This is a genomic window from Thalassolituus alkanivorans, from assembly GCF_020447205.1.
Taxonomy (GTDB): Bacteria; Pseudomonadota; Gammaproteobacteria; order Pseudomonadales; family Oceanobacteraceae; genus Venatoribacter; species Venatoribacter alkanivorans.
The window spans coordinates 1-25,310 of record NZ_JAJAEL010000008.1; the positions used below are offsets into that span (position 1 = coordinate 1).

General features: G+C 54.9%; 26 protein-coding genes. 12 read left to right on the forward strand and 14 right to left on the reverse strand.

What is annotated here, in order from left to right; all coding sequences use genetic code 11:
• A partial coding sequence (locus LGT44_RS05505; RefSeq protein ID WP_230332215.1) for an IS3 family transposase occupies positions 1-160 on the forward strand: 160 nt, incomplete at its 5' end.
• 32 nt (positions 161-192) lie between these two features.
• Here the strand turns inward: LGT44_RS05505 and LGT44_RS05510 are convergent.
• From LGT44_RS05510 to LGT44_RS05545, 8 genes are all read right to left on the reverse strand, one after another.
• Positions 193-870: a TnsA endonuclease N-terminal domain-containing protein gene (locus tag LGT44_RS05510; RefSeq protein ID WP_230332211.1), complete on the reverse strand. Its 678-nt coding sequence runs from the start codon at positions 868-870 to the stop codon at positions 193-195.
• 139 nt (positions 871-1,009) lie between these two features.
• Entirely contained in the window at positions 1,010-2,824 is a 1,815-nt protein-coding gene (gene glmS / locus LGT44_RS05515) for a glutamine--fructose-6-phosphate transaminase (isomerizing) (RefSeq protein ID WP_230332210.1), read from the reverse strand.
• Positions 2,825-2,827: 3 nt separating this feature from the next.
• Positions 2,828-3,634, reverse strand: coding sequence for a DeoR/GlpR family DNA-binding transcription regulator (locus LGT44_RS05520; protein WP_145467474.1), 807 nt, complete (start codon positions 3,632-3,634; stop codon positions 2,828-2,830).
• A 108-nt stretch (positions 3,635-3,742) separates the two neighbouring features.
• Positions 3,743-5,398 (reverse strand): GGDEF domain-containing protein, encoded by a 1,656-nt coding sequence (locus LGT44_RS05525; RefSeq protein WP_230332209.1) that lies wholly within the window; start codon positions 5,396-5,398, stop codon positions 3,743-3,745.
• A 114-nt stretch (positions 5,399-5,512) separates the two neighbouring features.
• Positions 5,513-6,301 carry an endonuclease/exonuclease/phosphatase family protein gene (locus LGT44_RS05530; RefSeq protein WP_225691225.1) on the reverse strand — a complete coding sequence of 263 codons (789 nt, stop codon included), beginning with the start codon at positions 6,299-6,301 and terminating at the stop codon, positions 5,513-5,515.
• 1 nt (position 6,302) lies between these two features.
• On the reverse strand, positions 6,303-6,950 hold the full coding sequence (locus LGT44_RS05535; protein WP_230332208.1) for a thiol:disulfide interchange protein DsbA/DsbL: 648 nt from the start codon (positions 6,948-6,950) through the stop codon (positions 6,303-6,305).
• 156 nt (positions 6,951-7,106) lie between these two features.
• Entirely contained in the window at positions 7,107-7,709 is a 603-nt protein-coding gene (locus tag LGT44_RS05540) for a c-type cytochrome (RefSeq protein WP_230332207.1), read from the reverse strand.
• 48 nt (positions 7,710-7,757) lie between these two features.
• Positions 7,758-8,057, reverse strand: coding sequence for a c-type cytochrome (locus LGT44_RS05545; protein WP_255605696.1), 300 nt, complete (start codon positions 8,055-8,057; stop codon positions 7,758-7,760).
• Positions 8,058-8,198: 141 nt separating this feature from the next.
• Between LGT44_RS05545 and yihA the strand changes: the two genes are divergently transcribed.
• On the forward strand, positions 8,199-8,852 hold the full coding sequence (gene yihA, locus LGT44_RS05550; protein WP_145467481.1) for a ribosome biogenesis GTP-binding protein YihA/YsxC: 654 nt from the start codon (positions 8,199-8,201) through the stop codon (positions 8,850-8,852).
• 360 nt (positions 8,853-9,212) lie between these two features.
• On the opposite strand, the gene znuB is transcribed toward yihA, so the two are convergent.
• Genes znuB through LGT44_RS05565 form a run of 3 tightly spaced genes read right to left on the reverse strand, consistent with a single transcriptional unit; the run spans position 9,213 to position 11,280 of the window.
• Positions 9,213-10,019, reverse strand: coding sequence for a zinc ABC transporter permease subunit ZnuB (gene znuB / locus LGT44_RS05555; RefSeq protein ID WP_371736702.1), 807 nt, complete (start codon positions 10,017-10,019; stop codon positions 9,213-9,215).
• A 2-nt stretch (positions 10,020-10,021) separates the two neighbouring features.
• Complete coding sequence (gene znuC, locus LGT44_RS05560; protein ID WP_230332206.1) at positions 10,022-10,807, reverse strand: zinc ABC transporter ATP-binding protein ZnuC; 786 nt, start codon at positions 10,805-10,807, stop codon at positions 10,022-10,024.
• The gene (locus tag LGT44_RS05565) at positions 10,804-11,280 is read right to left on the reverse strand and encodes a Fur family transcriptional regulator (RefSeq protein ID WP_145467485.1); all 477 of its coding nucleotides are present in this window, start codon (positions 11,278-11,280) and stop codon (positions 10,804-10,806) included. The genes znuC and LGT44_RS05565 overlap by 4 nt, the downstream gene beginning before the upstream one ends.
• A 61-nt stretch (positions 11,281-11,341) precedes the next feature.
• On the opposite strand from LGT44_RS05565, the gene LGT44_RS05570 reads away from it, so the two are divergent.
• The 4 genes from LGT44_RS05570 (at position 11,342) to glmU (ending at position 15,932) form a co-directional block, all read left to right on the forward strand.
• Positions 11,342-12,172: a metal ABC transporter solute-binding protein, Zn/Mn family gene (locus LGT44_RS05570; RefSeq protein WP_230332205.1), complete on the forward strand. Its 831-nt coding sequence runs from the start codon at positions 11,342-11,344 to the stop codon at positions 12,170-12,172.
• A gap of 109 nt (positions 12,173-12,281) precedes the next feature.
• Entirely contained in the window at positions 12,282-13,442 is a 1,161-nt protein-coding gene (gene egtB / locus LGT44_RS05575; RefSeq protein WP_230332204.1) for an ergothioneine biosynthesis protein EgtB, read from the forward strand.
• A 63-nt stretch (positions 13,443-13,505) separates the two neighbouring features.
• Positions 13,506-14,468, forward strand: coding sequence for an L-histidine N(alpha)-methyltransferase (gene egtD, locus LGT44_RS05580; RefSeq protein WP_230332203.1), 963 nt, complete (start codon positions 13,506-13,508; stop codon positions 14,466-14,468).
• A gap of 99 nt (positions 14,469-14,567) precedes the next feature.
• Positions 14,568-15,932 carry a bifunctional UDP-N-acetylglucosamine diphosphorylase/glucosamine-1-phosphate N-acetyltransferase GlmU gene (gene glmU / locus LGT44_RS05585; protein ID WP_230332202.1) on the forward strand — a complete coding sequence of 455 codons (1,365 nt, stop codon included), beginning with the start codon at positions 14,568-14,570 and terminating at the stop codon, positions 15,930-15,932.
• Positions 15,933-15,978: 46 nt separating this feature from the next.
• On the opposite strand, the gene LGT44_RS05590 is transcribed toward glmU, so the two are convergent.
• From LGT44_RS05590 to LGT44_RS05600, 3 genes are all read right to left on the reverse strand, one after another.
• Complete coding sequence (locus LGT44_RS05590) at positions 15,979-16,422, reverse strand: acyl-CoA thioesterase (protein WP_230332201.1); 444 nt, start codon at positions 16,420-16,422, stop codon at positions 15,979-15,981.
• A gap of 95 nt (positions 16,423-16,517) precedes the next feature.
• On the reverse strand, positions 16,518-17,894 hold the full coding sequence (locus LGT44_RS05595; protein ID WP_230332200.1) for a TRAP transporter large permease: 1,377 nt from the start codon (positions 17,892-17,894) through the stop codon (positions 16,518-16,520).
• Positions 17,887-18,429, reverse strand: coding sequence for a TRAP transporter small permease subunit (locus LGT44_RS05600; protein ID WP_230332199.1), 543 nt, complete (start codon positions 18,427-18,429; stop codon positions 17,887-17,889). The genes LGT44_RS05595 and LGT44_RS05600 overlap by 8 nt, the downstream gene beginning before the upstream one ends.
• A 233-nt stretch (positions 18,430-18,662) precedes the next feature.
• Here LGT44_RS05600 and LGT44_RS05605 point away from each other — a divergent pair, with 233 nt between their 5' ends.
• The 6 genes from LGT44_RS05605 (at position 18,663) to LGT44_RS05630 (ending at position 25,285) form a co-directional block, all read left to right on the forward strand.
• Positions 18,663-19,706 (forward strand): PstS family phosphate ABC transporter substrate-binding protein, encoded by a 1,044-nt coding sequence (locus LGT44_RS05605; protein ID WP_230332198.1) that lies wholly within the window; start codon positions 18,663-18,665, stop codon positions 19,704-19,706.
• Between the two features lie 89 nt (positions 19,707-19,795).
• Positions 19,796-21,169, forward strand: a complete 1,374-nt coding sequence (pstC, locus tag LGT44_RS05610) for a phosphate ABC transporter permease subunit PstC (protein ID WP_230332197.1) — start codon at positions 19,796-19,798, stop codon at positions 21,167-21,169.
• Complete coding sequence (gene pstA / locus LGT44_RS05615; RefSeq protein ID WP_230332196.1) at positions 21,162-22,442, forward strand: phosphate ABC transporter permease PstA; 1,281 nt, start codon at positions 21,162-21,164, stop codon at positions 22,440-22,442. The genes pstC and pstA overlap by 8 nt, the downstream gene beginning before the upstream one ends.
• 41 nt (positions 22,443-22,483) lie before the next feature.
• Positions 22,484-23,287 carry a phosphate ABC transporter ATP-binding protein PstB gene (pstB, locus tag LGT44_RS05620; protein WP_230332195.1) on the forward strand — a complete coding sequence of 268 codons (804 nt, stop codon included), beginning with the start codon at positions 22,484-22,486 and terminating at the stop codon, positions 23,285-23,287.
• 12 nt (positions 23,288-23,299) lie between these two features.
• Positions 23,300-24,013, forward strand: coding sequence for a phosphate signaling complex protein PhoU (phoU, locus tag LGT44_RS05625; protein WP_145467509.1), 714 nt, complete (start codon positions 23,300-23,302; stop codon positions 24,011-24,013).
• 303 nt (positions 24,014-24,316) lie between these two features.
• Positions 24,317-25,285 (forward strand): porin, encoded by a 969-nt coding sequence (locus LGT44_RS05630; RefSeq protein WP_230332194.1) that lies wholly within the window; start codon positions 24,317-24,319, stop codon positions 25,283-25,285.
• Positions 25,286-25,310 lie beyond the last annotated feature (25 nt).

The window sequence follows — 25,310 nt, forward strand, 5'->3', positions numbered from 1 at the left end:
TCAGTCTCTGGATGAGCTACAGAAAGATCTGGACGAGTGGCTGGAATATTACAACAATGAACGAACCCATCAGGGTAAAATGTGCTGCGGCCGAACACCAATGGACACTTTACTGGATGGAAAACGAATCTGGGCAGAAAAGAATTTAACCCAGATGTAACCTGACAGGCACCAGCTTAAAACGGGCGACTGTCAGATCGGGTCTGAACTACTACAGATCATCATCCCGATATCCGGCAATTTTGTTGACTGATAGCGAGATAGATGTGCATGAATCTCAGGAATCATTGCTATCAGTACTTCCATCGGCTCGGTCAGGCGTGCTGCCGGGTGTAAAAAAATGAGGTTTTTGATGTAGGTCGGTGGAAGATCCCTCTCAGTCACAATCTTCCAGGTGACGTCCTGTTTTTCCCAGTACCGTTGTTCAATTCTCAATTTCTCAAGTGTTCTACTATCCATGAGCGCTTCAAGTGGCTTCACCTGGATTGCTACTTTCTTGATTGGCCCCATGGCTGATTCCTGCATATCCACAAGGAAGTCTGAGGACATGACATGGGTGTGTCCCGATATTTCAGGGTGGCGAATCCCAAGCTCCTTTGCAATTGCAGTGGTCTCTTCGACATCCAGAGGAAATTGTTCTCTGATATCAACAACAAATGGATTCCATTCGAGCAGAAGAAAGGTGGAAAACTCAAGATCGGATAGTAGGTGGTGTGTGCGTTGCGTCAGGTGCCCGTGCACTCTGTGAGCGCGACCTTGCGAAGGTACATCCCTGACCGTAAGCCAGGGGGAGTAGTTGGCACCATTTCCAAAGCCTCTTTTGGCCTTAAGCCATTGGATGGTGCGCTTGTCCAGTTTCAAGTTGCTCATTCTTTGAACGCCTATGGAGATAGCATGACTCTGCCATAGGTGTTCAAAGTTACCAACTTTTTTTGTTAGTTACCGACTTTATTTTTCAGTTACCAACTTTATTTTGATGCTACACTTTCATTGGCCATGATGTTCCCCTTTATTCCACAGTAACCGATTTCGCCAGATTGCGTGGCTGGTCAACGTCGGTGCCTTTGATCACGGCAACGTGGTAGCTCAGCAGCTGCAGCGGCAGGGTGTATAGCACCGGTGCAACGATGTCGTCGCAGTGCGGAACGGCCATCACCTGCATATTGGCCTGCGGGCTGATTTCCGCCGCTTCGTCGGCAAACACGTACAGCTCGCCGCCACGGGCGCGCACTTCTTCGATATTCGACTTCAGTTTTTCTACCAGATCGTTATGCGGCGCGACCACGACAATCGGCATTTCGGCGTCGATCAGTGCCAGCGGGCCGTGTTTCAGTTCCCCGGCGGCGTAGGCTTCGGCGTGGATATAAGAAATTTCTTTCAGCTTCAGCGCACCTTCCATCGCAATCGGGTACTGGTCACCACGGCCGAGGAACAGGGCGTGGTGCTTCTCGGCAAAATGTTCGGCCAGTTTCTGAATGTCGGTGTTCATCTGCAGTGCTTTATCGATCAAGCCCGGCAGGCTGGTGAGGGCGTCGGCGATACGCTGTTCGCTGGCTTTATCCATATCACGGCCACGACCCAGTGCCGCGGTCAGCAGCAGCAGAGCAACCAGCTGGGTGGTGAAGGCTTTGGTGGAGGCCACGCCGATTTCGGCACCGGCACGGGTCATCAGCGCCATATCGGATTCGCGCACCAGTGAAGAGCCGGGCACGTTACAGACGGTCAGTGTTTTGCTGAAGCCCAGTTCTTTACCCAGACGCAGGGCGGCCAGAGTGTCGGCGGTTTCGCCACTCTGGGAAATGGTGACCAGCAGGCTGTTGGGGCGCACCACGGATTTGCGGTAACGGAATTCCGAGGCGATCTCGATATTACAGGCCACACCGGCAATATCTTCGATCCAGTAGCGGGCGGTCATACCAGCGTGATAACTGGTGCCGCAGGCGATGATCTGTACCTGCTCGATACCGCTCAGATCGCCCAGTGCTTCGAGGTTCAGCTGGCCGTTAAACAGGCGGCCTTCGAGGGTATTGGCAATGGCCTGCGGCTGTTCGTAGATTTCTTTCAGCATGTAGTGGCGGAATTCGCCTTTGTCACCGGCATCGTGTTCGACGGTGCTTTCGTGGGCTTCGCGTTCAACGGCGTTGTTGTCACGATCGTAAACGCTGACGCCGTCGCGGCGGATCTCGGCTACGTCACCTTCTTCGAGGAACGCGAATTTGCGTGTCACCGGCAGCAGGGCCAGCTGGTCAGACGCCACAAAGTGCTCACCAATACCAAAACCAATCACCAGCGGGCTGCCGGAACGGGCGACGATCATATGCTCTGGCTGCTGGCGCTCGATCACTACCATGCCGTAAGCGCCGTGAAGCTGGCTGCGGGCGGCCATAACGGCGGCCAGCAGCGAGTCGGCGCTTTTCAGTTCGCGCTCGACCAGATGCGCAATCACTTCGGTATCGGTCTGCGAGGTAAACACATAACCCTGAGCCTGCAGTTCGCGGCGCAGGGTTTCGTGGTTTTCGATGATGCCGTTATGCACCACGGCGATGTCGCCGGAAATATGCGGGTGGGCGTTGGCTTCGGACGGTTCACCGTGGGTCGCCCAGCGGGTGTGGGCGATGCCGGTGCCGCCCGGCAGCGGGTCGGCTTTGACCGCATCGGCCAGTGCCTGAACCTTACCCAGACGACGCAGGCGTTTCAGTTCGGCCTGATCATTAATGATCGCCAGACCGGCGGAATCGTAACCGCGGTATTCCAGACGCTTTAAACCTTCGAGCAGGATTTCCGCCACATCACGTTGCGCTACCGCGCCGACAATGCCACACATTTTTTATTCTCCGTTGTCTGGCGCTGCGATGATTACGCGCACGCCCTGTTGTTCGATTAATGTCTGTTGCTCAGTGCTGAGCCGGTCATCGGTAATCAGGATATTGACCGCTGACCAGGGTAATTCGAGGTTGGGGATGCGCCGCCCGACCTTGTCGGCTTCGGCCAGTACAATCACTTCGCGCGCCGCTTCGGCCATCACCCGGCTTAAGCCCAGCAGCTCGTTAAAGGTGGTGGTGCCGCGTTCGAGGTCGATACCGTCGCAGCCGATAAACAGCTGGTCGAAGTCGTAAGAGCGCAGCACCTGTTCGGCAATCTGGCCCTGAAAGGACTCGGAATGGGCATCCCAGGTGCCGCCGCTGAGCAGCAGCGTGGGCTCGTTTTCCAGCTCGCGCACGGCGTTGGCAACGTTCAGCGAGTTGGTCATCACCACCAGGCCACGTTTGCTCTGCAACTCAGGAATCAGTGCGGCGGTGGTACTGCCGAAATCGATAATGATGCGGTTATGGTCGCGGATACAGCTGGCGGCGGCGCGGGCAATTGCCTGCTTTCGTTTCGAAACTTTCTGTTGAGCAGGACTCTGACCATCATCCGTGCCCGCAGGTTCACTCATCAGCTCGCTTGGCAGCGGAATTGCGCCACCGTAGCGGCGCAGCAGCAGGCCGCTTTGCTCAAGAGTCGCAAGGTCTTTGCGGATGGTGACTTCGGAGGTATCAAAACGCCGCGCCAGTTCTTCGACCTGTACCTGACCGTGCTTGCTCAGCTGGCTGAGAATGCCGTGGCGGCGTTGTACCGTATTGCGTTTTGGCATCGCTATGTTTCGAATCGAAAGATTTGACGCGGGAATTTATCAGAGCGAAAGAAAAGATCAATAGTAATAGCCAGATTTCTGCCATTGTGGCGCTATCTGTCAGGGCTATCAGCCCTGACAGATACGGTTACGGCCTTCGTTTTTGGCCTGATACAGCGCTTTGTCGGCACGATCGAAAACGGCGTCCGGTGATTCCAGTGCATGAAACTCACTGACACCAAAGGACATGGTGATAGGAACCCGTTCTTTCTTGAAGTTGAACGGGCTGTTTTCGATTTTGGCGCGCAGCTTCTCGGCGGCAATCATCGCATCGGCGGTATTGGTTTCCGGCATCAGGATGACAAATTCTTCACCGCCGTAGCGGGCGATAAAATCGACATCGCGCAGGTTTTTGCGCAATGAGCGGGCGATCAGTTGCAGCACTTTATCACCGGCCAGGTGGCCATAATTATCGTTGATGCGTTTGAAGTGATCGACATCACCCACGACCAAAGCCAGCGAACCCCCATAGCGGTTGCGGCGCAGCAGCTCTTCCGCCAGACGCGCCTGATAGGCATCACGGTTGGGCAGGCCGGTGAGGTTATCGTGGGTGGCGCGGCGCTTCTGTTCTTCGATGGCAACCCGGCTTTCGGTGACTTCTTTTTCCATTTCGCTCAGCCGCGCCTGCAGCATTTCCAGCCTGGCGGCGAGGCGTTCTTCGCGCTCTTCTTCTTCCTTCTGATATTTCTCCATCGCCTGCACGATCATGGTCAGGTGATCACGCACACTGACGCCCAGCTCGCCGAGATCGCCGGAGCCGGTGACTACCGAGCGGATATCGGCAATCTGGTCGCGCACCATGCTGTCGAGATCAAGGCGGGCGCGCTTGCGCTCCAGTTGTCCCTGGCTGGCTTCACTGACCAGTATCTGAATGGCTTTCAGGCGCTGATCGAGGCTTTGCAGAAACTGCTCCAGCTCGGTCTGGCTGTTGCCCAGACACTCAAGCAGGAATTCGGTGGTGTCTTCCAGCAGAGGCACCAGTTCATACCAGTTCAGACCTTCCTGCAGACGGTTTTGCAGATTCAGGGCCGTATGGTTCAGGCGGTCAGGAATTACCAGTTGTGACAGCAGGTTGAGCAGGGTTTCAGAGACTTCCTGAGCGATATGAGAAAAGCCCGGTTCAGATTCCGGATGGTCGTCATGTTCTGCATCGCTGTCAGAAACAATATTGTTATCGTCACCTTCATCGCTGCTGTCGCTGGGCTTAAACCAGCGCTGCCACCATTTGCTGCTGCGCTGTTCTTCAAAGCCTTCGAGGGTGGCAATTTCACCTAAGATCTGAATCCAGCTCTGCAGCTGGTTGATGTAGCCGGACCAGCTTAGCAGCTCATTTGCAGCACCTTTGCGGATTTCTCGGATGCGTTTCAGCAGTGGTTTGGGCAGTGGGCACAGGCTCAGTTTTTCGGCGGTGTCTGCCAGTTGTCCCAACAGCACTTCGGCCTGGGCGGTGTTCTGTTCTTCAAAACGTTTGACGGCCCGCTCCAGCTCATCCATTACCCGGTTCATGCCATTGGCGCCGGGTTTCAGGGCTTCGCGCAGATCGTTCAGTGATTTGTCGACACCGGCAGCCTGGCCTTCAGCCAGCAGGGATACCATGACCAGGCCACGGCGCATCTGGTCGTGCTGTTGTTCTGAAGAGTTTTTGAGTTTCTCGTGGCTGTCTAACAGGTCGAGATATTTGTCGCGCCAGCGCCGGGCGGAATCCGACCCTGTTCCCTCTGCCATGTTGCGTCCTCGGGTTACTTCTATTGGTGGGCTTTGAAAATAGTCAGGCTAAGTATAGGTAAGGCAACCGAAGTTGCCGCGCCGGATGGCGGAAAAATCATGACCGGCGTCAGCTTATCCGGGCAGGACAATCTCGGCGGCAACGGGCAAATGGTCCGACTGCGGATGATCAATAACGGCGATGCGCTTCAGCTCAATATTGTCGCTTAACAGTATGTGATCAAGCCCGCGGCTGGGCTGCCAGCTGGGGTAGGTCGGCAGGTGTTGTTCCAGCCGGTGCAGTGCCAGCCGCTTCAGCGGACTCTGATGCAGCAGGATTTCACTCTCCTGATTGAGGTCGCCCATGATTACCAGCCGCCGCGCATCGGCCACCAGATCGCAGAGAAAATCGAGCTGGCTGAACTGTGTGCGTTTGCCCAGTGCCAGATGCGTGATGGCAACCACCAGTTCCTGCTCGCCTTCACCGAAACGCAACAGCATTACGCCGCGTCCGGGTAGCAGGCCGGGCAGTGCATGTTGCTCCACCCGTGCCGCCGGCAGTCGTGTCAGTAAACCATTGCTGTGTTGTGCCAGCTTGCCCAGATTGCGGTTGATTTGCTGATACCAGTGCGGGAAGCAGGCTTCCCGTGCCAGACGTTCGACCTGATTTTCCTGGCTGCTGCGCCAGCTGCCACCATCGGCTTCCTGCAGGGCAACAATATCGAAGGGGCTGATTAACTGTGCAATCTGGCTTAATGCCCAGTCGCGTTCACGGCAGGGTAATAAATGCTGCCAGCTGCGTAACAGATAGTGGTGATAGCCGCCGGTCTGAATGCCGACCTGCATATTGAAGGAGAGTAAACGAAGGGTGTCAGCGGCACGGGGTGCCGCTGTGAATTCCTGCAGAGTGCAGAAATGGGTCATGTTACTTGCCGGACAGTGCTGCGCGCTCTTTGGCGATCAGGTAGTCAGCAACGTTGAGCATTTTGTCCTGGCCGCCGGCTGAAGTGGCGTCGATTATGTATTTGCCCTGTACGATCAGTGCCGGTACGCCGGAGATCTGGAACGCGCGGATACGCTGATCACCCTGCTTCATACGGCTTTTCACGGTGAAAGACTCATACGCTTTATCGAAATCAGCAGCTTTTACACCAGCTTTGGCGACCAGAAAATCGCGCTGATCATCACGGTCCAGCAGACGCTGACGTTCAACATGGATGGCTTTGAAAATATCGCCGTGTACCTGATCCAGTACGCCCAGCACATCCGCTACATAATAGAACTGTGCGTGGGACACCCAGGCGCGGCCAAACATGGCAGGAACGCCTTCAAAGGCAACGTCGGCCGGCAGGTTTTTCTTCCATGGAGTGATGATGTCTTCGAGGTGGAAACAGTGCGGGCAGCCATACCAGAAAGCTTCTTCGACATGCACTTTGCCATCGGCCAGCACAGGTACCGGCTCGGCCAGTACTTTATATTCTTTACCGGCTTCGTATTCTGCAGCCTGGGCGCTGGCGCTGGCGCTGATCAGCAATACAGCGGCTGCCATCCATTTGGTTACCTGTGACAACATGGGTTACTCCATTCTTATTAATCAGATTTTGTTAGACGCATTTTTGCATAAAGGTTCGGTATCGCCCACCGTCAAAATGCAAAGACGGGTCAAGGGGCTGTGCGCTGCAGGCATAAAAAAAGGTGGCCGAGGCCACCTTCTTTTTTTATCTGCGGATTAACGCAGACCCTGAATGTACGAAGACACTGCTTCGATTTCAGTGGTATGCAGGCGATAAGCGATATCGCGCATCATGCGGGTATCACCATCATTGGTGCGCTGGTTCATGCTGAATGCAGTCAGCTGAGCCTGGGTGTAGGCATCGTGCTGACCAGCAAGGCGTGGGAAGCCAGCGGCTTCGATACCTTTACCGTCAGGACCGTGGCATGCCAGACAAGCCGGAACGCCTTTGCTTTCGATACCGGCGCGGTAGATACGCTGGCCCAGTTCAACCAGTTCTTCTTTTGCGCCACCAGTAGTTGGCACCTGAGCACTGAAGTAAGCAGCCAGATCAGCAATATCGGTATCGCTCAGGCCGGTAACGAAAGGAGCCATTGACGGAACCTGACGATTACCATCGCGGATATCTTTGATCTGTTTGATCAGATAACGCTCACCCTGGCCTGCAATTTTCGGGAAAGTTGGTGCAAGACTGTTACCGTCGGCACCGTGGCAGGCCGCACAGGTAGCAGATTTTGCTTTACCGGCTTCAGCATCACCGGCGTGAGCAACGGACATCAGTCCGGCAGAAACGATCAGGCTAATCAACAGGTTTTTCATCATCAGGTCCAGGTTGTATGTGAATTCGTCTACTACTCAGGGGCGCGCTTACTTGGGCGCTGCCATGTAGTTGATCAGTTGTTTGTACTGGTCAGCAGTACAGTCCATGCACAGGCCGCGTGGCGGCATGGCATTCAAGCCGTTGGTGACGCTGGTTATCAGAGCATCCATACCTTTAGCCATACGAGGCTCCCAGGCGGCCTTATCAAAGGATTTCGGTGCACCGGCAACTCCCATTGAGTGGCATGCGTTGCAGGTCTGCTGGTATTTAGCCGCTACGTCGAAGGCCTGAACATTTGCACTCATCGCTGCGGTTACAGCAGCCATCACCGCTAATTTTTTAATCATAGGAGTCTCTCTCTGATTGCATGTTTTAGATGGTTAAAACAGCTTAGCCCCGGACTCATCGCCCTGTGATAGAATGGGTGCGTCATCCAAAGGCCAAGCATTATATAACATTAATTTCCGGACGGTCATTACGTTTACCCCATGATAGAACAGGAATCCTTGACCTATACCAACACTCACTTCGTTAAGAGCGCCGCGAAGCTGAGCCAGTGTCCGATGGATATTTTGCGGGAAGTAGCCTTTGCCGGCCGCTCCAACGCGGGAAAATCCAGTGCACTGAACAGGTTAACAGGTCACAAAAAACTGGCGCGTACGAGTAAAACTCCAGGCCGTACGCAGTTAATTAACTATTTCCAGATTGGCGAATTGCCGCTGGCACTGGTCGATCTGCCCGGTTACGGCTTTGCCAAAGTGCCGCTGGCGGTGAAAAACGAATGGCAGCGCGAGCTGGATAATTATCTGCAGAACCGCGATGCATTGATTGGTCTGGTGCTGCTGATGGATATCCGCCATCCGCTGAAAGAATTCGACAACGCTATGATTCAGTGGGCGAAGCGCTCTGAAATGCCGCTGCATATTCTGCTGACCAAGGCCGACAAACTGAAACGCGGCCCGGCGCAGAGTGCCTTACTGCAGGTGCGCAAGGCGGTATCGTCGCTGGGTAAGCTGGTCAGTGTGCAGACCTATTCATCGCTGAATGGTGAAGGCACCGACGAACTGCAAAAGCGTCTGAACAGTTGGTTGCTGCCGCCCGAAGATGTGGCTGCGGAAACAGAAGAAACACCAGAAGCCTGACTCTGGCCGGCGTTTGCCGGCCTCCTGCCTTTTTCTGAGGCCGTTTACGGCGGCCGCAGAGCTACAGATCATCCGGTCCTACTGTCATTGCTGATATTTATTGCGCAGCTATTCGTCATAAGAAAATACAACTGAAATGCGTCTCTGCAGCCAGCAAATTACGAATCCGTGGCTATAGTTTAATCATTCTTTCGGGAATTGATGACCAGACGCATGACTTCTCTCTGGATGCTTTTTCAGGTAGTTCTTTTTCTTCGGTACTTCCCCAATGATCCGAAGTTGACCCGGTCGTTTGCCCCCAATGGCGACCGGGTCTTTTTTTGTCCGTTATTTATGTTTGGTTTGTGTTTGGTGCTGCTGTCAGGCAGGACGTCGGGCGTCGCGCAGACTCTGCAGCACCAGACTGAATGCAAACAGGGCGGTAGCCGCAACCACCACGCTGGGGCCGGCCGGCGTATCGAAACGGAACGATGCCCACAAGCCTAACAGCACCGAGATAACACCGGTCGCACTGGCCAGAAACACCATCTGTTCCGGTGTACGCGCCAGACTGCGCGCCGCCGCCGGCGGAATAATCAGCAGGGCGCTTACCAGTAAGATCCCCACAACCTTCATGGCCAGAGCGACCAGTAACGCCAGCAGCAGAATCAGCATCAGGTTCAGACGTTGCACCGGATGGCCATCGATCGCAGCCAGTTCCTGGCTGACGGTAATCGCCAGCAGCGCCCGCCACTGCCAGAACAGCAGCACAGCAATGAGAATGGCCGCCAGCAGAATCCAGAGTACATCGATACGCTCCACCGCCAGCAGATCACCAAACAGATAACCCATCAGATCGACGCGGATGCCCTGGGCCAGACTCAGTGTCACCAGACCAATCGCCAGCGTGCTGTGTGAGACAATGCCCAGCAGGGTATCGGACGATAAGCGCGAGCGGTTCTGCAGCGGCAGTAACAGCAGCGCCAGCAGCACAGAGCCGAGCACCAGAGCCAGCGTCAGGTTGATATCGGTAAGCACGCCAAAGGTAATGCCCAGCAGAGCGCCGTGGGCCAGGGTGTCGCCAAAAAAAGCCATGCGCCGCCACACCACAAAGCTGCCCAGTGGTCCGGCCACCAGGGCCAGCAGAACCCCCGCCATTAATGGCATCAGCCACCAGTAATCGAACAGATTCACAGAATCTCCTTGCCGGGTGCGTGGTGCTCAACATGGCCGTCGGCACAGTGCTGATGATCGTGATGATGGGTGTAGTGAGCGATGGGGGCCTGTTGTTGTCCCTGTGGGCGGGCGCCGAATAAGCGGATATACGCCGGATCAATAGAAACCGTATCCGGATGTCCGGAGCAGCAGACATGGCCATTCAGGCAGATCACTTCGTCGGTGGCGGCCATGACCAGATGCAGGTCGTGGGACACCATCAGTACCGCGCAGCCGAGTTCATCCCGCAGTTGCGGTATCAGGCTGTACAGCTCCAGCTGGCCCTGTACATCAACCCCCTGCACCGGCTCGTCGAGTACCAGCAGATCGGGTTTGATCAGCAGCGCGCGGGCCAGTAAGACCCGCTGCCATTCGCCGCCGGACAAATCATGCACCGACTGTTGCGCCAGCGCACCTATGCTCAGGCGGTCGAGCCAGTAGCTGATACGCTCGTTGCTGGCGCCGCGCGCCAGCTGCAGAAAGCCGGTGACGGTTAACGGCATGCGCTGATCAAGGCTCAGGCGCTGCGGCATATAGCCGATACGCAGTCCGGGGCGGCGCGTGACCTTGCCGGAATCGGCTGTTTCCAGCCCCAGCAGCACTTTAATCAGCGTCGACTTGCCGCAGCCGTTAGGGCCGATCAGGGTAATGATCTGGCCGGCTTTAAGGTTAAGGCTGATATCGTTGAGCACGGTTTTATGCTGGCGTACCAGCTGCAGCTGGCTGGCGCTGAGAATCGTTGCGGCACTGGCGCTGCTCATACGGCATCCTGGCATCTTGGGCACAGGCCCATCAGTTCGGTCATTTGCTGCTCGACTTTCACCCCCAGCATCTGTTCGGCCTGGCGGGCGATTTTATTCACCTGCTCGGCATCCAGCTCCTGCGCTTCACCACATTCGCGGCAGACAAAAAAGCAGCTGGGATGCGCTTCGCCCGGATGGGTGCAGCCAATAAAGGCATTCAGGGAGCTGATGCGGTGCACCAGACCCAGATCGAGCAGGAAATCGAGGGCGCGGTAAACGGTCGGCGGTGCGGAGTTAAAACCTTCTTCCGCCAGTTTCGGCAGCAGATCGTAAGCGCCAACCGGTTTGTGGTTGGCCCAGACCAGTTCCAGCACACGCTGGCGTACCGGGGTCAGGCGTGCGCCCTGTTCTTCGCACAGGGTGCGGGCGCGGGAAACGGCACTGTCGATGCAGGCGTGGTGGTCATGGGCTTTATAGACGTTTTGAGCCATCGTCGCGCCTCGGAGATTAGGTTATAATGTTGCAATTCTACGACAGGAACGCCCCGATACAATGAAGAATTTGCCGCTGCTGCTGATTTCACTGTTGCTGAGTCTCAGTCTGAGCGGTCAGGCTGCCCCTATCAGCCATGAACCGCCATACAAAGTGTTGGCCAGTGTTCATCCGCTGGCGCTGATGGCCGCCTCACTGGTGGAAGCTGAACAACTCAGCGTATTGCTGCCACCGGGGATGACGCCACACGACTTCTCCCTGCGCCCATCCGATATTGATGTTATCCAGAATGCCGATGTCATTATCTGGGCCGGTGCTCAGGCTGAGCCTTACCTCAGCGGTTTTGCCCGCCGCTGGCCGGACAAAATCTGGATTGATGTTGCAAAACTGCGTGAAGAAGGCCAGCCGAACGATGGTCACTGGTGGTTTTCGCCGGCCATGATGGTACGCGCTCAGCAGCAGCTGGCCGGTGCGCTGGAGCTGCCTGCCGGTAACTTCGCGGCGGATGTTGATGCTGCTTTACAGCGCGCTGAGCAGTTACTGGCGCCGTTGCGCAGTCGTGGTTTCTTTGTTTTTCACCGGGCCTATGATCACTGGGTGCAGGCCATGCAACTCAATCAGGTCGGTGCCTTTACCCTGTCACCGGAGCAGAAGCCCGGTATGAAAACCCTGCAACGCATGCGCGACCAGCTAACCTCCGGCGAAGTGGTGTGCGTGTTCAGTGAGCCGGAATTCTCACCGGCGCTGGTGCAGTCAGTGGTGCGTGGTTTGGATGTTAAACAGGGCGAGCTGGACCCGGTGGCCAGTCATATTTCTGTGACAAAGAGTGGCTACCCTGACTTTATCCAGGATCTGGCCCAGCGTTTTGCCACCTGTTTAAGTCCGGATTGATCCAGACCGGCCTGTGTCCTGATCAGGCCAATCCATGATGCGGACTTGCCATGGCGGGCGCTTTCGGTCAGGTTAAGGTCTGACCAGTGTGCGTCATGGAGGAAAGTAAATGGAGCTTTACCAGCAGGTCCGGACACAGACACTCGCTCTGTGCCAGCCGCTGAATACCGCCGACCACGAGTTGCAGGCCGCTGAATTCACCAGTCCGCTGAAGTGGCATCTGGCCCACACCAGCTGGTTCTTCGAAACCTTTCTGCTTAAACCCCACCGTCCTGATTATCAGGAATTTCACCCGCTGTTCGGCCATCTGTTTAACAGCTATTACAACGGCATTGGCCAGCCTTATCCGCGCGCGCAGCGCGGTCTGTTATCCCGCCCCTCGCTGGATGAGGTGCTGGCCTATCGCGCTCATATTGATCAGGCCATGCAGCCCCTGATGCATGACGCCGGCCTGCAGCCACTGATTGAACTTGGGCTGAATCATGAACAGCAGCATCAGGAGCTGATGCTCACCGACCTGCTGTATTGCTGGGCAAAGAATCCGCTGGAACCTGTGTATCAGCAGGCCATACAGCATTCTGCAGAACAGACAGCACCGAACTGGCTGCCACTGACAGAAGGCGTTACCGAGGTCGGCCACAGCGGCCCGGCCTTTGCCTTTGATAACGAAACCCCGCGTCACCGCCAGTGGCTGCAGGGCGGAGAAATCGCCAGTCGCTTAGTCACCAATGCGGAATACCTGCAGTTTATTGAACAGGGCGGTTATCAGCAGCCGCAATGGTGGCTGGCCGATGGCTGGAGCTGGATCAGCAGTTTGTCGCCACAGGAGCGGCAGCCGCTGTACTGGCGCCGGCAAAATAATGAATGGAGTACCTACGGCCTGGCCGGCCGCCAGCCGCTCGACCCGCACACGCCACTTTGCCATATCAGTTTTTACGAAGCCGATGCCTACGCCCGCTGGGCCGGTGCGCGCCTGCCGACCGAAGCGGAATGGGAGAGCGCTGCACGGTTGTATCCGCAACAGTTGCAGCAGCTGTTTGGTTGCCGCTGGCAGTGGACCGCCAGCTCTTATCAGGCTTATCCGGGGTACCGTCCTGCTGCTGGTGCAGTGGGCGAATACAACGGCAAATTTATGTGCAATCAGATGGTATTGCGTGGCAGCTCCTGCGCCACGCCCGAAGGTCACAGCCGTATTACTTACCGCAACTTTTTCTACCCCCATGAGTGCTGGCAGTTTACCGGCCTGCGCTTAGCCCGCGACACCGCATAACGCCCTGAAAACAATATAAAACCGATGACACCACACAACGGATGGCATGACGGGAGACACGGTATGAAACGACAGGTATTGCAGGTTTTCGATCACTTACCCGCACCGCTGGATCTGCGCGAAGAAGTTCTGAAAGGATTGGCGCAACGGCAGAAAACGTTGCCAGCCAAACTGTTCTACGATGAGCGCGGCTCACGGTTGTTCGAGGCGATTACCGCGCTGCCGGAATACTATCTGACCCGTACCGAAATTGGCTTACTGCGCCAGCACGGCGGTGAGATTGCACGCATCGTCGGGGCTGGCAGTGTGCTGCTGGAATACGGTGCCGGGGCCAGTCTTAAAATCCGTTTGCTGTTAGAAGCACTGCGCCCGGATTGTTATGTGCCGATGGACATCAGCCGTGAGTTTTTATTGGCCGCCGCGCAGCGTCTGCTGGACGACTACGACTGGCTGAGTATTTATGCCGCCTGTGTGGATTACAGCCAGCCGCTCAGTCTGCCGCGTCAGATTGAACAAGCCGAACGCAAATTGGGATTTTTCCCCGGTTCCAGCCTGGGCAATTTCACGCCGCCGGAAGCGCAGCAGTTTTTACAGCGCGTGCGCCAGACGCTCGGGCGTGGCAGTTATTTTCTGCTCGGCGTGGATCTGGAAAAAGATGCGGCGGTGCTGGAAGCCGCCTATAACGATCAGCAGGGCGTAACCGCCGCCTTTAATAAAAACATGCTGCGTCATCTGAATCAGACGCTGGGCGCTGGCTTCGATGAGCAGCGCTTCCGCCATGAGGCACGCTACAACTCAGAGCAATCGCGCATCGAAATGCATCTGATCAGTGAGGTTGATCAGATGATTAATGTTGCCGGTCAGCAGATAGCACTGCGTAAAGGCGAAAGTATTCACACCGAAAATTCCTGCAAATACCGCCCCGATGCGCTGCAAAGCATGGCCCGCAGCGCCGGATTTGAAACCCGTCAGATATGGACTGATGGGCAAAATTACTTTGCTTTGGTGTTGCTGCAGGGCGTGTAAATGCACAGCAAAGCGGGTGCCTGTCCGCCGCACTGCAGCTGGACAGGTAGCGCAGGCCCGTTAGAATAGCCGCCACTATTTTCTGTGGATATTGCTGTTATGACACTGGCCGTCGTTACTCTGGCTGCGGGCAAAGGCTCGCGTATGAAATCGGACCTGCCGAAGGTACTGCATCGTCTGGCTGGCAAGCCGATGCTGGCGCATGTACTCAACAGCGCAGCGGCGCTGCCACAGGCAAAGCAGCATGTGGTGATCGGACACGGGGCTGATGTAGTCAAAGAACAGATCACGGACTTTCCGCTGACCTGGGCGCTGCAGACGGAGCAGAAAGGCACAGGTCATGCGGTGGCCATGGCGATGCCTGAAGTTGATCCGGCATCCACCGTGCTGGTGTTGTATGGCGATGTCCCGCTGATCCGCACAGAAACCCTGCAGAAACTGCTCAATGAGACCCATGACGGTCATGCTCTGGCGCTGTTGACGGTAGAACTGGCCGATCCGAACGGCTACGGCCGTATCGTGCGCGATGATGCCGGTAATATTCTCTCCATTGTTGAACACAAAGATGCCAGCGATCTGCAGCGTAAAATCCGTGAGGTGAACACCGGCATTCTGGCAGTCTCAGCCGCGTTGCTGAATGAGTGGCTGCCAAAGCTTTCCGCCAATAATGCTCAGGGAGAGTATTACCTGACCGACGTGATCGCCATGGCGGTGGAACAGGGTGTGGCGGTACGTGCGATTCATCCACAGGATGAATACGAAGTGCAGGGGGTGAATGACCGCCTGCAACTGGCTGGTCTGGAGCGTGTATATCAGCGCCAGCTGGCAGATCAGCTGCTGCGCGATGGCGTCTCGCTGGCTGACCCGGCGCGCATTGATATCCGTGGCACTCTGAAGGCCGGTAATGATGTGCGCATCGACGTTGGCTGTGTGTTCGAAGGTGATGTGGTGCTGGAAGACGGCGTACAGATCGGCCCGTACTGCGTGATCAAAAACAGCCGCATCGGGCAGGGCTGTGAGATTGAATGTTATTCCATGATCGATCAGGCGCTGGTGGCCGCTGACTGCCATGTTGGCCCATACGCGCGTTTGCGTCCGGGCGCCGAGCTGCATAACGGTGCCAAGGTCGGTAACTTCTGCGAAGTGAAAAAGTCGGTGATCGGTGAAGGTTCCAAGGTGAACCATCTGACCTATATCGGCGATGCTGAGATCGGTAAAGACGTGAATATTGGGGCGGGAACCATTACCTGTAACTACGATGGCGTGAACAAGTTTAAAACCGAAATTGGCGACAACGCTTTTATTGGTTCCAATTCCTCGCTGGTGGCACCGGCAAAAATCGGTGCCGGCGCAACGGTCGCCGCGGGTTCGGTGATCACTAAAGAAGTGGCTGAGGGAGAGCTGGCCGTGGCACGCGGTAAGCAGCGCAACGTGACGGGCTGGGCGCGTCCGGTTAAGCAGTAAGTACAGACCGCAGGAGCCGCTCTGGCTCCTGTTATTTCAGCCGTCCTCAGCGCGGAACGCGGCGGATACGCCCGGTTTCATCGATAGCAACATACACAAACACGGCGTCGACTACCTTGCGCCGTTCCACTTCGTTCGGATTCTGCGTCCACACTTCGATAGCGATGCGGATGGAAGAGGTGCCGATATCCAGCAGGCGGGTATAAAAACACACGGCCGCGCCGATGCGAATCGGTGACATAAACACCACCGACTCCAATGCAACGTTCGCAATCCGGCCCTGAGCCAGACGGCTGGCGACGCTTTCGGCAGCGTGGTCCATTTGCGCGACCACCCAGCCACCGCTGATATCGCCATGAACATTGGTTTCACTGCGGGTGGGAATCAGGCGCAGGGCCAGCTCGCCTTCGGGGGTTGGCTCGCAGTCTTCACGGACATCTTCAGGGGAGTGCTCGTGGGAATGGTCGACGGCGTCCTTTATCGGATCCATGGGGCTCTACCTGGTTGGAATTATTTTGTGCGGAGTGTACTGGTTTTCTGCCCCCAGCACATCCGCTGCCAATACGACTTTAGCGGCAGGCCGGATCAGCCATAGAGCTGATCCGGTAACCAAGTGGCCAATTGCGGGAAGATGGCCAGCAGCAGCAGGATCAACAGCTGAATGGCAATAAAAGGCATGACGCCGTGATAAATGGTGCGGGTGGCAATTTCTTTTGGCGCTACACCACGCAGGTAAAACAGGGCAAAACCAAAGGGTGGCGTGAGGAATGAGGTCTGCAGATTAATGGCAATCATAATGCCCAGCCAGACCGGGTCGACGCCCATCATCAGCAGTACCGGCGCAACAATTGGCACCACCACAAAGGTGATCTCGATAAAATCGAGAATAAAGCCGAGCAGGAAGATCACCAGCATCACGATCAGCATGGCACTGAACACTCCACCAGGCAGGCTGGTAAAGGCCGAATGCACCAACTCTTCGCCACCAAAACCGCGGAATACCAGCGAGAACAGCGCAGCCCCGATAAAGATCAGGAACACCATGCTGGTGACCTGCAGGGTGGCATCCATCACTTCTTTTAAACGCGCAATATCAAACTCGCGGTAAGCAATGGCCAGCAGCAGGGCGCCACCGGCACCGATACCGGCGGCTTCGGTGGGGGTAGCAATACCGGTCAGAATTGAGCCGAGCACGGCGATAATCAGCGCTAGTGGTGGCAGCAACCCTTTGAGTAATTCGAGCACAAAAGCGCTGTCCAGTGGTGGCCGGTCACTGACGGCCGGTGCGGCTTGTGGACGGAACAGAGCCACCAGACCGATGTACAGCAGATAAGCGGCAACCAGCATCAGGCCGGGGATCAGTGCACCAACAAATAAATCGGCCACTGAGATGGTTTCCGGGCTGAAAATACCCATCTTCAATTGCGCCTGCTGGTACGAGCTGGACAGCACATCGCCAAGAATAATCAGCGCCGTCGATGGCGGAATAATCTGCCCCAGCGTGCCGGTTGCGCAGATGTTGCCGGTTGCCAGCGCCGGACTGTAGCCCTGACGCAGCATGGTCGGCAACGAGATCAGGCCCATGGTCACTACGGTGGCGCCAATAATACCGGTGCTGGCCGCCATCAGCATGCCAACAATCACCACAGAAAAACCCAGACCACCGCGCACCGGGCCAAACAGCAAGCCCATATTGCGCAACAGACGTTCGGCGATACGCGATTTCTCCAGCATCACGCCCATAAACACAAACAGCGGCACCGCGATCAGGATCTGGTTGCTGAGAATGCCGAACATACGGTTCGGCAGCGCATGCAGGAAGGCATCATCCAGCGTACCGGTTAATACGCCGACACCGGCAAACAGCAGCGAGGTACCGGCCAGGGTAAAGGCCACCGGAAAGCCACACATCAGAACGAGGCAGACCAGCACAAATAACAGCAGCGGCATTAACTCAGCCATAGTGCTTTTCTACCTCCGCGCTTTCATGTGCATCGGTGTGTGGCACGAAGGTATTGGCCAGCTCGGCCAGCGCCTGCAGAATAATCAGCAGCGGCAGGGCGACGATCAGGCTTTTGAGCAGATAAACAAAGGGCAGGCCGCCGGTTTCCGGCGATTTTTCGCCAATGGCCCAGGCGTTGGCCACGTAATCCCAGCTGACCCAGAGCATAAACAGGCACACCGGCAGTACCAGTAACAGAATACCGAGACGGTCTACCCAGGCCTGACGCTGTGGCGACCAGTTGCGGTAGAACACATCCACCCGCACATGTCCGCCCTGCTGCCAGGTATAGGCCGCGCCCAGCATAAACAGCGACGCATGCAGATACATCACCGCTTCCTGTAAGGCAATGGACGGGATATTGAAGCTGTAGCGCAGCACGACCACAAGACAGGAAAAGATCACCATCAGCAATGACAGCCAGCGTACGGATTCGCCGATAAGCCGGGTGAGCCGGTTCAGTTGTAGCAGGGAATTCAGCAGGTTCTGGGTCATCGGGTGCTCTTATTATTGGCGGCAGAACAAGGGCGCAGCAGGCCCGGGCGGCGCATTATACCCACAGAACATGCGGCTTGCAGTCCGATTCCTGTGTCACACAACTGTCATGGTGTTGTAATAAATTGCCTGCCTGTCATATTTCTGTAACATTGCGCTCCAATAATCACGTTCATCCAATAGCCAACGCTGTTCCTGGATTGGTAACAACCGGAATACAAAAGGAAGCAAAGATGAAAAAAGCTCTGTTAGCTGGCGCCGCAATGCTGGCATCTGTCGTAAGTGTTACGGCTCACGCTGAACGTGATTACATCAGCATTGTGGGTTCCTCCACTGTTTACCCGTTCTCTACCGTTGTGGCTGAGCGTTTCGGCAAAGCAACAAACTTCCGTACTCCGAAAGTTGAATCTACCGGTTCCGGTGGCGGCCTGAAGCTGTTCTGTTCTGGTGTGGGTGATGCGACACCGGATATCACCAACTCTTCCCGTGCGATCAAATCTTCTGAAATCGAACTGTGCGCCAAAAATGGTGTAACTGAGATCGTTGAAGTGATGGTTGGCTATGACGGTATCGTATTTGCCAACACAGCAGCGGCTCCACATATGGAACTGACCCGTAAGGATATCTTCCTGGCGCTGGCAAAAATGGTTCCGGCTAAAGACGGTTCCGACACACTGGTCGAAAACCCGTACAAAACCTGGAAAGACGTAAACCCTGCTCTGCCAGCGAAGAAAATCGAAGTTCTGGGACCACCACCAACATCCGGTACCCGTGATGCCTTCGTAGAACTGGCAATGGAAGGTGGTTGTAAGGCTTTCCCATTCATCAAAGCGATGAAAGACAGCGACAAGAACAAATACAAAGCGGTATGTCATGGTCTGCGTGAAGACGGCGCTTATGTTGAAGCCGGTGAAAACGATAACCTGATCGTACAGAAACTGGTCGCTAACCCGGATGCATTCGGTATCTTCGGCTTCAGCTTCCTGGAGCAGAACGCAGATAAAGTGCAGGGTTCAACCGTTGACGGTAAACTGCCGACCTTTGACGCGATCTCCGATGGTTCTTACCCGGTCAGCCGCTCCCTGTTCTTCTATGTTAAGAAGGCACACGTTGGCGTAATCCCTGGTATTGAAGAATATCTGGCTGAATTCACCTCTGAGCGTGCGATGGGTGAAGACGGTTACCTGGCAGATAAGGGCATGATCCCGATGACGGATGAAGAACGTGTCCGCGTACTGAAAACTGTGAAAAATCTGACACCGCTGGCCGCTAAGTAAGCAGCGAGCGCGGTCTGAAGACCCGCGGTAAAAGCCGAGGCAATCGCCTCGGCTTTTGCATGTCACAACCACTTAAAGATCAATGACCCATGAATTACAGTAGCTTGATCATTGCGGTTCTGATTCTTCTCGGCGGAGCTTATCTGCTGGGACGGAACCGGGCCCGGGCAATTGCCAGCCAAGGCATGCGCCTGCATTCACTGCCAACTCACTACGGTGCGTTGATGGCCCTGTGGACGGGCCTGCCGCCACTGTTATTACTGCTAATCTGGGGGCTGGCCGAAGCGCCGGTCATTGATCATCTGCTGATCGCCCAGCTGCCGGAAGCCATTCAGCAGGGCAGCTCGTCTGATATTCAGCTGGCCATCAGCAAAGTGCATAACCTGGCTATTGGTTCAGGTATCAGTGCGGCACCGGAGCTGGAACCGGCGGTGCGCCATCTGATCGAACTGCAGGAACGTACTCTGCTGTTGCACAGTGGCATGGTGTTGTCGCTGGCGCTGTTGGGTATTGCGTTAACCTGGCGCCGCATTAAAGCCGATATGCGCGCCCGTACCGAGGTTGAAAGCATTGTCCGCCGTCTGCTGTTTGCCAGCTCCGGTGTGGCGGTACTGACCACCCTCGGTATTCTGGCGTCAGTGCTGTACGAGGCGTGGCAGTTCTTCGGTAAAGTCAGCCCGTTTGAATTTCTGTTTGGCACCACCTGGTCTCCTCAGGTGGCTCTGCGTGCCGACCAATCCGGCTCCTCCGGCAGTTTTGGTGCGGTACCACTGTTTGCCGGTACCTTGCTTATTTCTTTAATCGCGATGTTTATCGCGGTGCCTGTTGGTCTGATGGCGGCGATTTATTTATCGGAATACGCCACGCCGACTATCCGCCAGTACGCCAAACCGGCGCTGGAAATTCTGGCTGGTATTCCAACCGTTGTGTACGGCTTCTTTGCCGCGTTAACGGTGGCTCCGGTGATCCGTGAGCTGGGTGAGTCGATGGGGCTGACGGTATCGTCGGAAAGTGCGCTGGCCGCCGGTCTGGTGATGGGGATTATGATTATTCCGTTCGTTTCATCGTTGTCGGATGACGTGATCAACGCCGTGCCACAATCGCTGCGCGATGGCAGTTATGGTCTGGGTGCCACCAAGAGCGAAACCGTTAAAGAAGTGGTTATTCCGGCAGCTCTGCCCGGTATTGTTGGTGCCATTATGCTGGCGGTATCGCGTGCCATTGGTGAAACCATGATCGTTGCCATGGCGGCCGGTCTGGCTGCGAATCTGACGGCTAACCCGCTGGATTCGGTGACCACCGTAACCGTACAGATCGTAACCCTGCTGGTGGGTGACCAGGAATTCGATTCACCGAAAACATTGGCGGCCTTCGCGTTGGGACTGGTGCTGTTCCTGGTGACGCTGGCGCTCAACTTCGTTGCCCTGAAAGTAGTACAGAAATATCGGGAACAATATGACTAATACCTCTTTAAGTACCCGCGAAAAAGTTGAAAAAAGCATGGTGCGCCGCCGTGCGGCGGAAAAGCGTTTCCGCACGTACGGTATGGCATCGGTGTTGTTTGGTCTGCTGTGTCTGGTGGGATTGTTTGGCGACATCATCAATAAAGGTGCGTCGGCGTTCCGTCAGACGGTTATTCAGACCGAAATTCTGATCGATGCAGACTTTCTCGGTATTAACAAAAAAGCCGATGACCAGGAAATCCGTAATGCTGATTTCGAAGGTCTGATTAAGCAGCACTTCAAAGCTATGGTGCAGCCGCAGGGGCGCGGTGAGCGCCGCCAGCTGTACAGCATGATCAGTGCCGGTGCAGCCTGGCAGCTGCAGGAAGCGGTGATTGCAGACCCGTCGTTATTGGGCAAGAAGCTGAGTGTTAACCTGATTGCGGATGACGATGTTGATCAGTGGTTCAAACATGACCGTGGAACCGAGCTTCATAATAACCGTATGAGTGAAACTCAGGTGAAATGGCTTGAGCAGTGGATTGATCAGGACATGCTGAAGACCCAGTTCAACACCTTGTTCTTTGTTAACGGTGATTCGCGTGAGCCTGAGCTGGCCGGTATCCGTGGTGCTATTACCGGTACCTTCCTGACCTTGCTGGTTACCTTTCTGCTGTCGTTCCCGATTGGTGTGGCGGCGGCTATTTATCTGGAAGAATTTGCTCCGCGTAACAAAATTACCGAGTTTGTTGAAATTAATATCAATAACCTTGCAGCGGTGCCATCCATTACTTTTGGTCTGCTCGGTCTGGCTATTTTTATTAATATTTTCGGTGTGGCACGTTCCACCCCGCTGGTCGGTGGTCTGGTGCTGACGCTGATGACTTTGCCGACCATTATTATTTCCGGTCGTGCAGCGATTAAAGCCGTACCGCCATCCATCCGCGAAGCGGCCTTTGGTCTGGGTGCTTCGAAAATGCAGGTGGTCTTTCACCACGTATTGCCGCTGGCATTGCCGGGCATGCTGACCGGTACCATTATTGGTATGGCTCAGGCATTGGGTGAAACGGCACCGCTGCTGATGATCGGTATGGTGGCCTTTGTGGTTGATGTGCCAGGTTTTATTAATGACCCGTCCACCGTATTGCCGGTACAGATTTTCCTTTGGTCAGACAGTCCTGAGCGTGCCTTTATGGAGCGTACGTCCGGTGCCATTATGGTGCTGCTGGGCTTCCTGGTGACGATGAATACCGCCGCGGTGATGCTGCGCCGTCGTCTGGAACGCCGCTGGTAAGTGGTCTGACACATTAACGATTTGATTGGATTAAAGAGATTATGAGCATCATCGAAAACCACAAAACCAATGGCGCCGCTTTTTGTGAAAATCCGAAATTAAAGGCCCGTGATGTCGGCGTTTTTTACGGTGAAAAACAGGCCATTTTTGATGTCAGCCTGGATATCGGTGCCAACGAAGTGATTGCCCTGATCGGCCCGTCCGGTTGTGGTAAATCGACCTTCCTGCGTTGTCTGAACCGTATGAATGACACCATCGATATCTGCCGTATCAGTGGTGAAATTCTGCTCGACGGTGAAAATATTTACGATCCGAAAGTGGATGTCGTGCCTTTACGTGCGCGGGTTGGTATGGTGTTCCAGAAGCCGAACCCGTTTCCGAAATCCATTTATGACAACATCGCCTATGGCCCGCGAATTCACGGCCTGGCGCATTCACGTGTTGACCTGGATGAGATCGTGGAAAAAAGTCTGCAGCGTGCAGGCCTGTGGAATGAAGTAAAAGATCGTCTGCACTCACCCGGCACAGGTTTGTCCGGTGGTCAGCAACAGCGTCTGTGTATCGCCCGCACTATTGCGGTCGATCCGGAAGTGATTCTGATGGATGAACCCTGCTCAGCGCTGGATCCGATTGCAACGGCTAAGATTGAAGAACTGATCGACGAACTGCGTGAGAATTACACCATCGCCATCGTTACCCACTCTATGCAGCAGGCTGCGCGGGTGTCACAGCGTACGGCGTATTTCCACCTTGGTCAGCTGATTGAAGTAAACCCGACCGATCAGGTGTTTACGACGCCTCAGCACACATTAACAGAAGCCTATATCACCGGCCGTTTCGGGTAAGGGGACGCGACAATGGAAATGAATTTTAACCAGCATATTTCCGGACAGTTTAACGCTGATCTGGAAGCGATCCGCAACCATATGATGGGTATGGGTGGTCTGGTCGAGCGTCAGGTGGCTAATGCAATTGAGGCTATCTGCAGCGGTGATACCCGTGTGGCCGATGATGTTATCCGCCGTGAAGACGAAGTGGATAAGATGGAAGTGAACATCGACCACGAGTGCACGCAGATTCTGGTGCGTCGCCAGCCGGCTGCTTCTGACCTGCGCATGGTACTGGCAGTATCCCGCGTTGTGCGCGATCTTGAGCGTATTGGTGACGAAGCCAGCAAGATTGCCATTCACACTCTGGAAGTTGCCGATAACAGCAGCAACCAGCTGTGTCAGCAGGCGATGCGTTATATGGGCGCTGAAGTTGTGAAAATGATTTCCGGTGCACTGGATGCTTTCGCCCGTCACGATGTGGATGGCGCCATTGACGTTGTGCGCAACGATAAACTGGTCGACCAGCAGTACGCTTCGGCCCTGCGTGAACTGATCACTTATATGATGGAAGATCCGCGCTCTATCGGTCAGGCGATCAATATCCTGTGGATTCTGCGTGCCATCGAACGTATTGGTGATCACGCCCGTAACATTTCGGAGCAGGTGATTTATCTGGTGAAAGGAACCGACGTTCGCCACAGCTCACTGACTGAAATAGAAGAACAGGCCAACAAAGAGTGATTTTTGTACGCTGACTGAATATCAAAGCCCGCCTCAGTGCGGGCTTTTTTGTGGATACAAGTCAGGATTGTACGCACCGGAATAAAGCAAAGTGGCGTATCTGGGCTTAACTTAGACAGATAGCCGGGAGGTATATTCATAAAACATTCACGGAATTGTCATCTGGCTGCAATAAATGTTGTTGATGTCATAATTCTGTAATGTAACTGAAACAGAATTGTCACCTATCGGCCAGCCTGTTGCCTGATACGGCACTTACCGGTAATGGGCCATAACACTGCACGACATTATTCAGGACTCATTATGAAAAAAATCGCCTTATCTCTCGCTATCGCCTCTCCGGTTCTGGTTCAGGCTGAAACCATTAATCTTGAAATTGAAAAGCCGGAATTCTACGGCAAGATCAACGTCACTCAGGAATTTGTGCAGCCAGAAAACGCCGGTAACTTCTCTCAGCTGAACTCCAATGCATCCCGCCTGGGTGTGAAAGGTAAGATTGCTCTGGAGCATGGCCTGAAGGCTGTATACCAAGTTGAATATGAAGTATTTGCTGATAATGGTGCAAAAAAACTGAAAGGCGAAGACGATAACGGGGACAAATTCGAGTACGACTCTACCCTGTCTCAGCGTAATACCTTTATCGGTATCGAAGGTGGTTTTGGCCGTGTGCAGGCCGGTATGTTTGATACACCGTTCAAAAGCGTACAGAACAAAGTCGATCTGTTTAACGATCTGCGTGGTGATATCAAAAACATCATTTCCAAAAGCGAAAACCGCTCAAAGAACAGTGTGCAGTATACCTCCCCGTCTTTTGCCGGTCTGGTTGCAACTGTTGATCATCTGAACTCCGAAGATGAAGACACAAACAACGGCCTGTCAGCGTCTCTGGCGTATACCCGTGGCGATATTTACGTAGCCTATGCCTATGACAACGAAGTAAACGGTGAGAAAGTTGACGCTCAGCGTGTGGTTGGTCAGTACAAAGTGGGCGCGGTGCAGCTGGGCGCGCTGTGGGAAACTCTGGACACTGATGGCAACTCTGAAGAAGGCTGGATGGCCTCTGCAGCATTCAAAGCAACGTCTGACGTAACGCTGAAGGCTCAGTACGGCGCGTCTGATATTAAGAAAGAAGGTGGCGTGAGCTACAGTCTGGGTGCTGATTACAAGCTGGCTAAAAATGCCAAGACCTTTGTTTATGCAACCAGCGAAGAGTCTGATGACGAAAGCGTAAACGCTCAGTACTACGGTGCGGGTCTGGAATACAAATTCTGATAGCGGCATGTGTCGATGCTGAAAG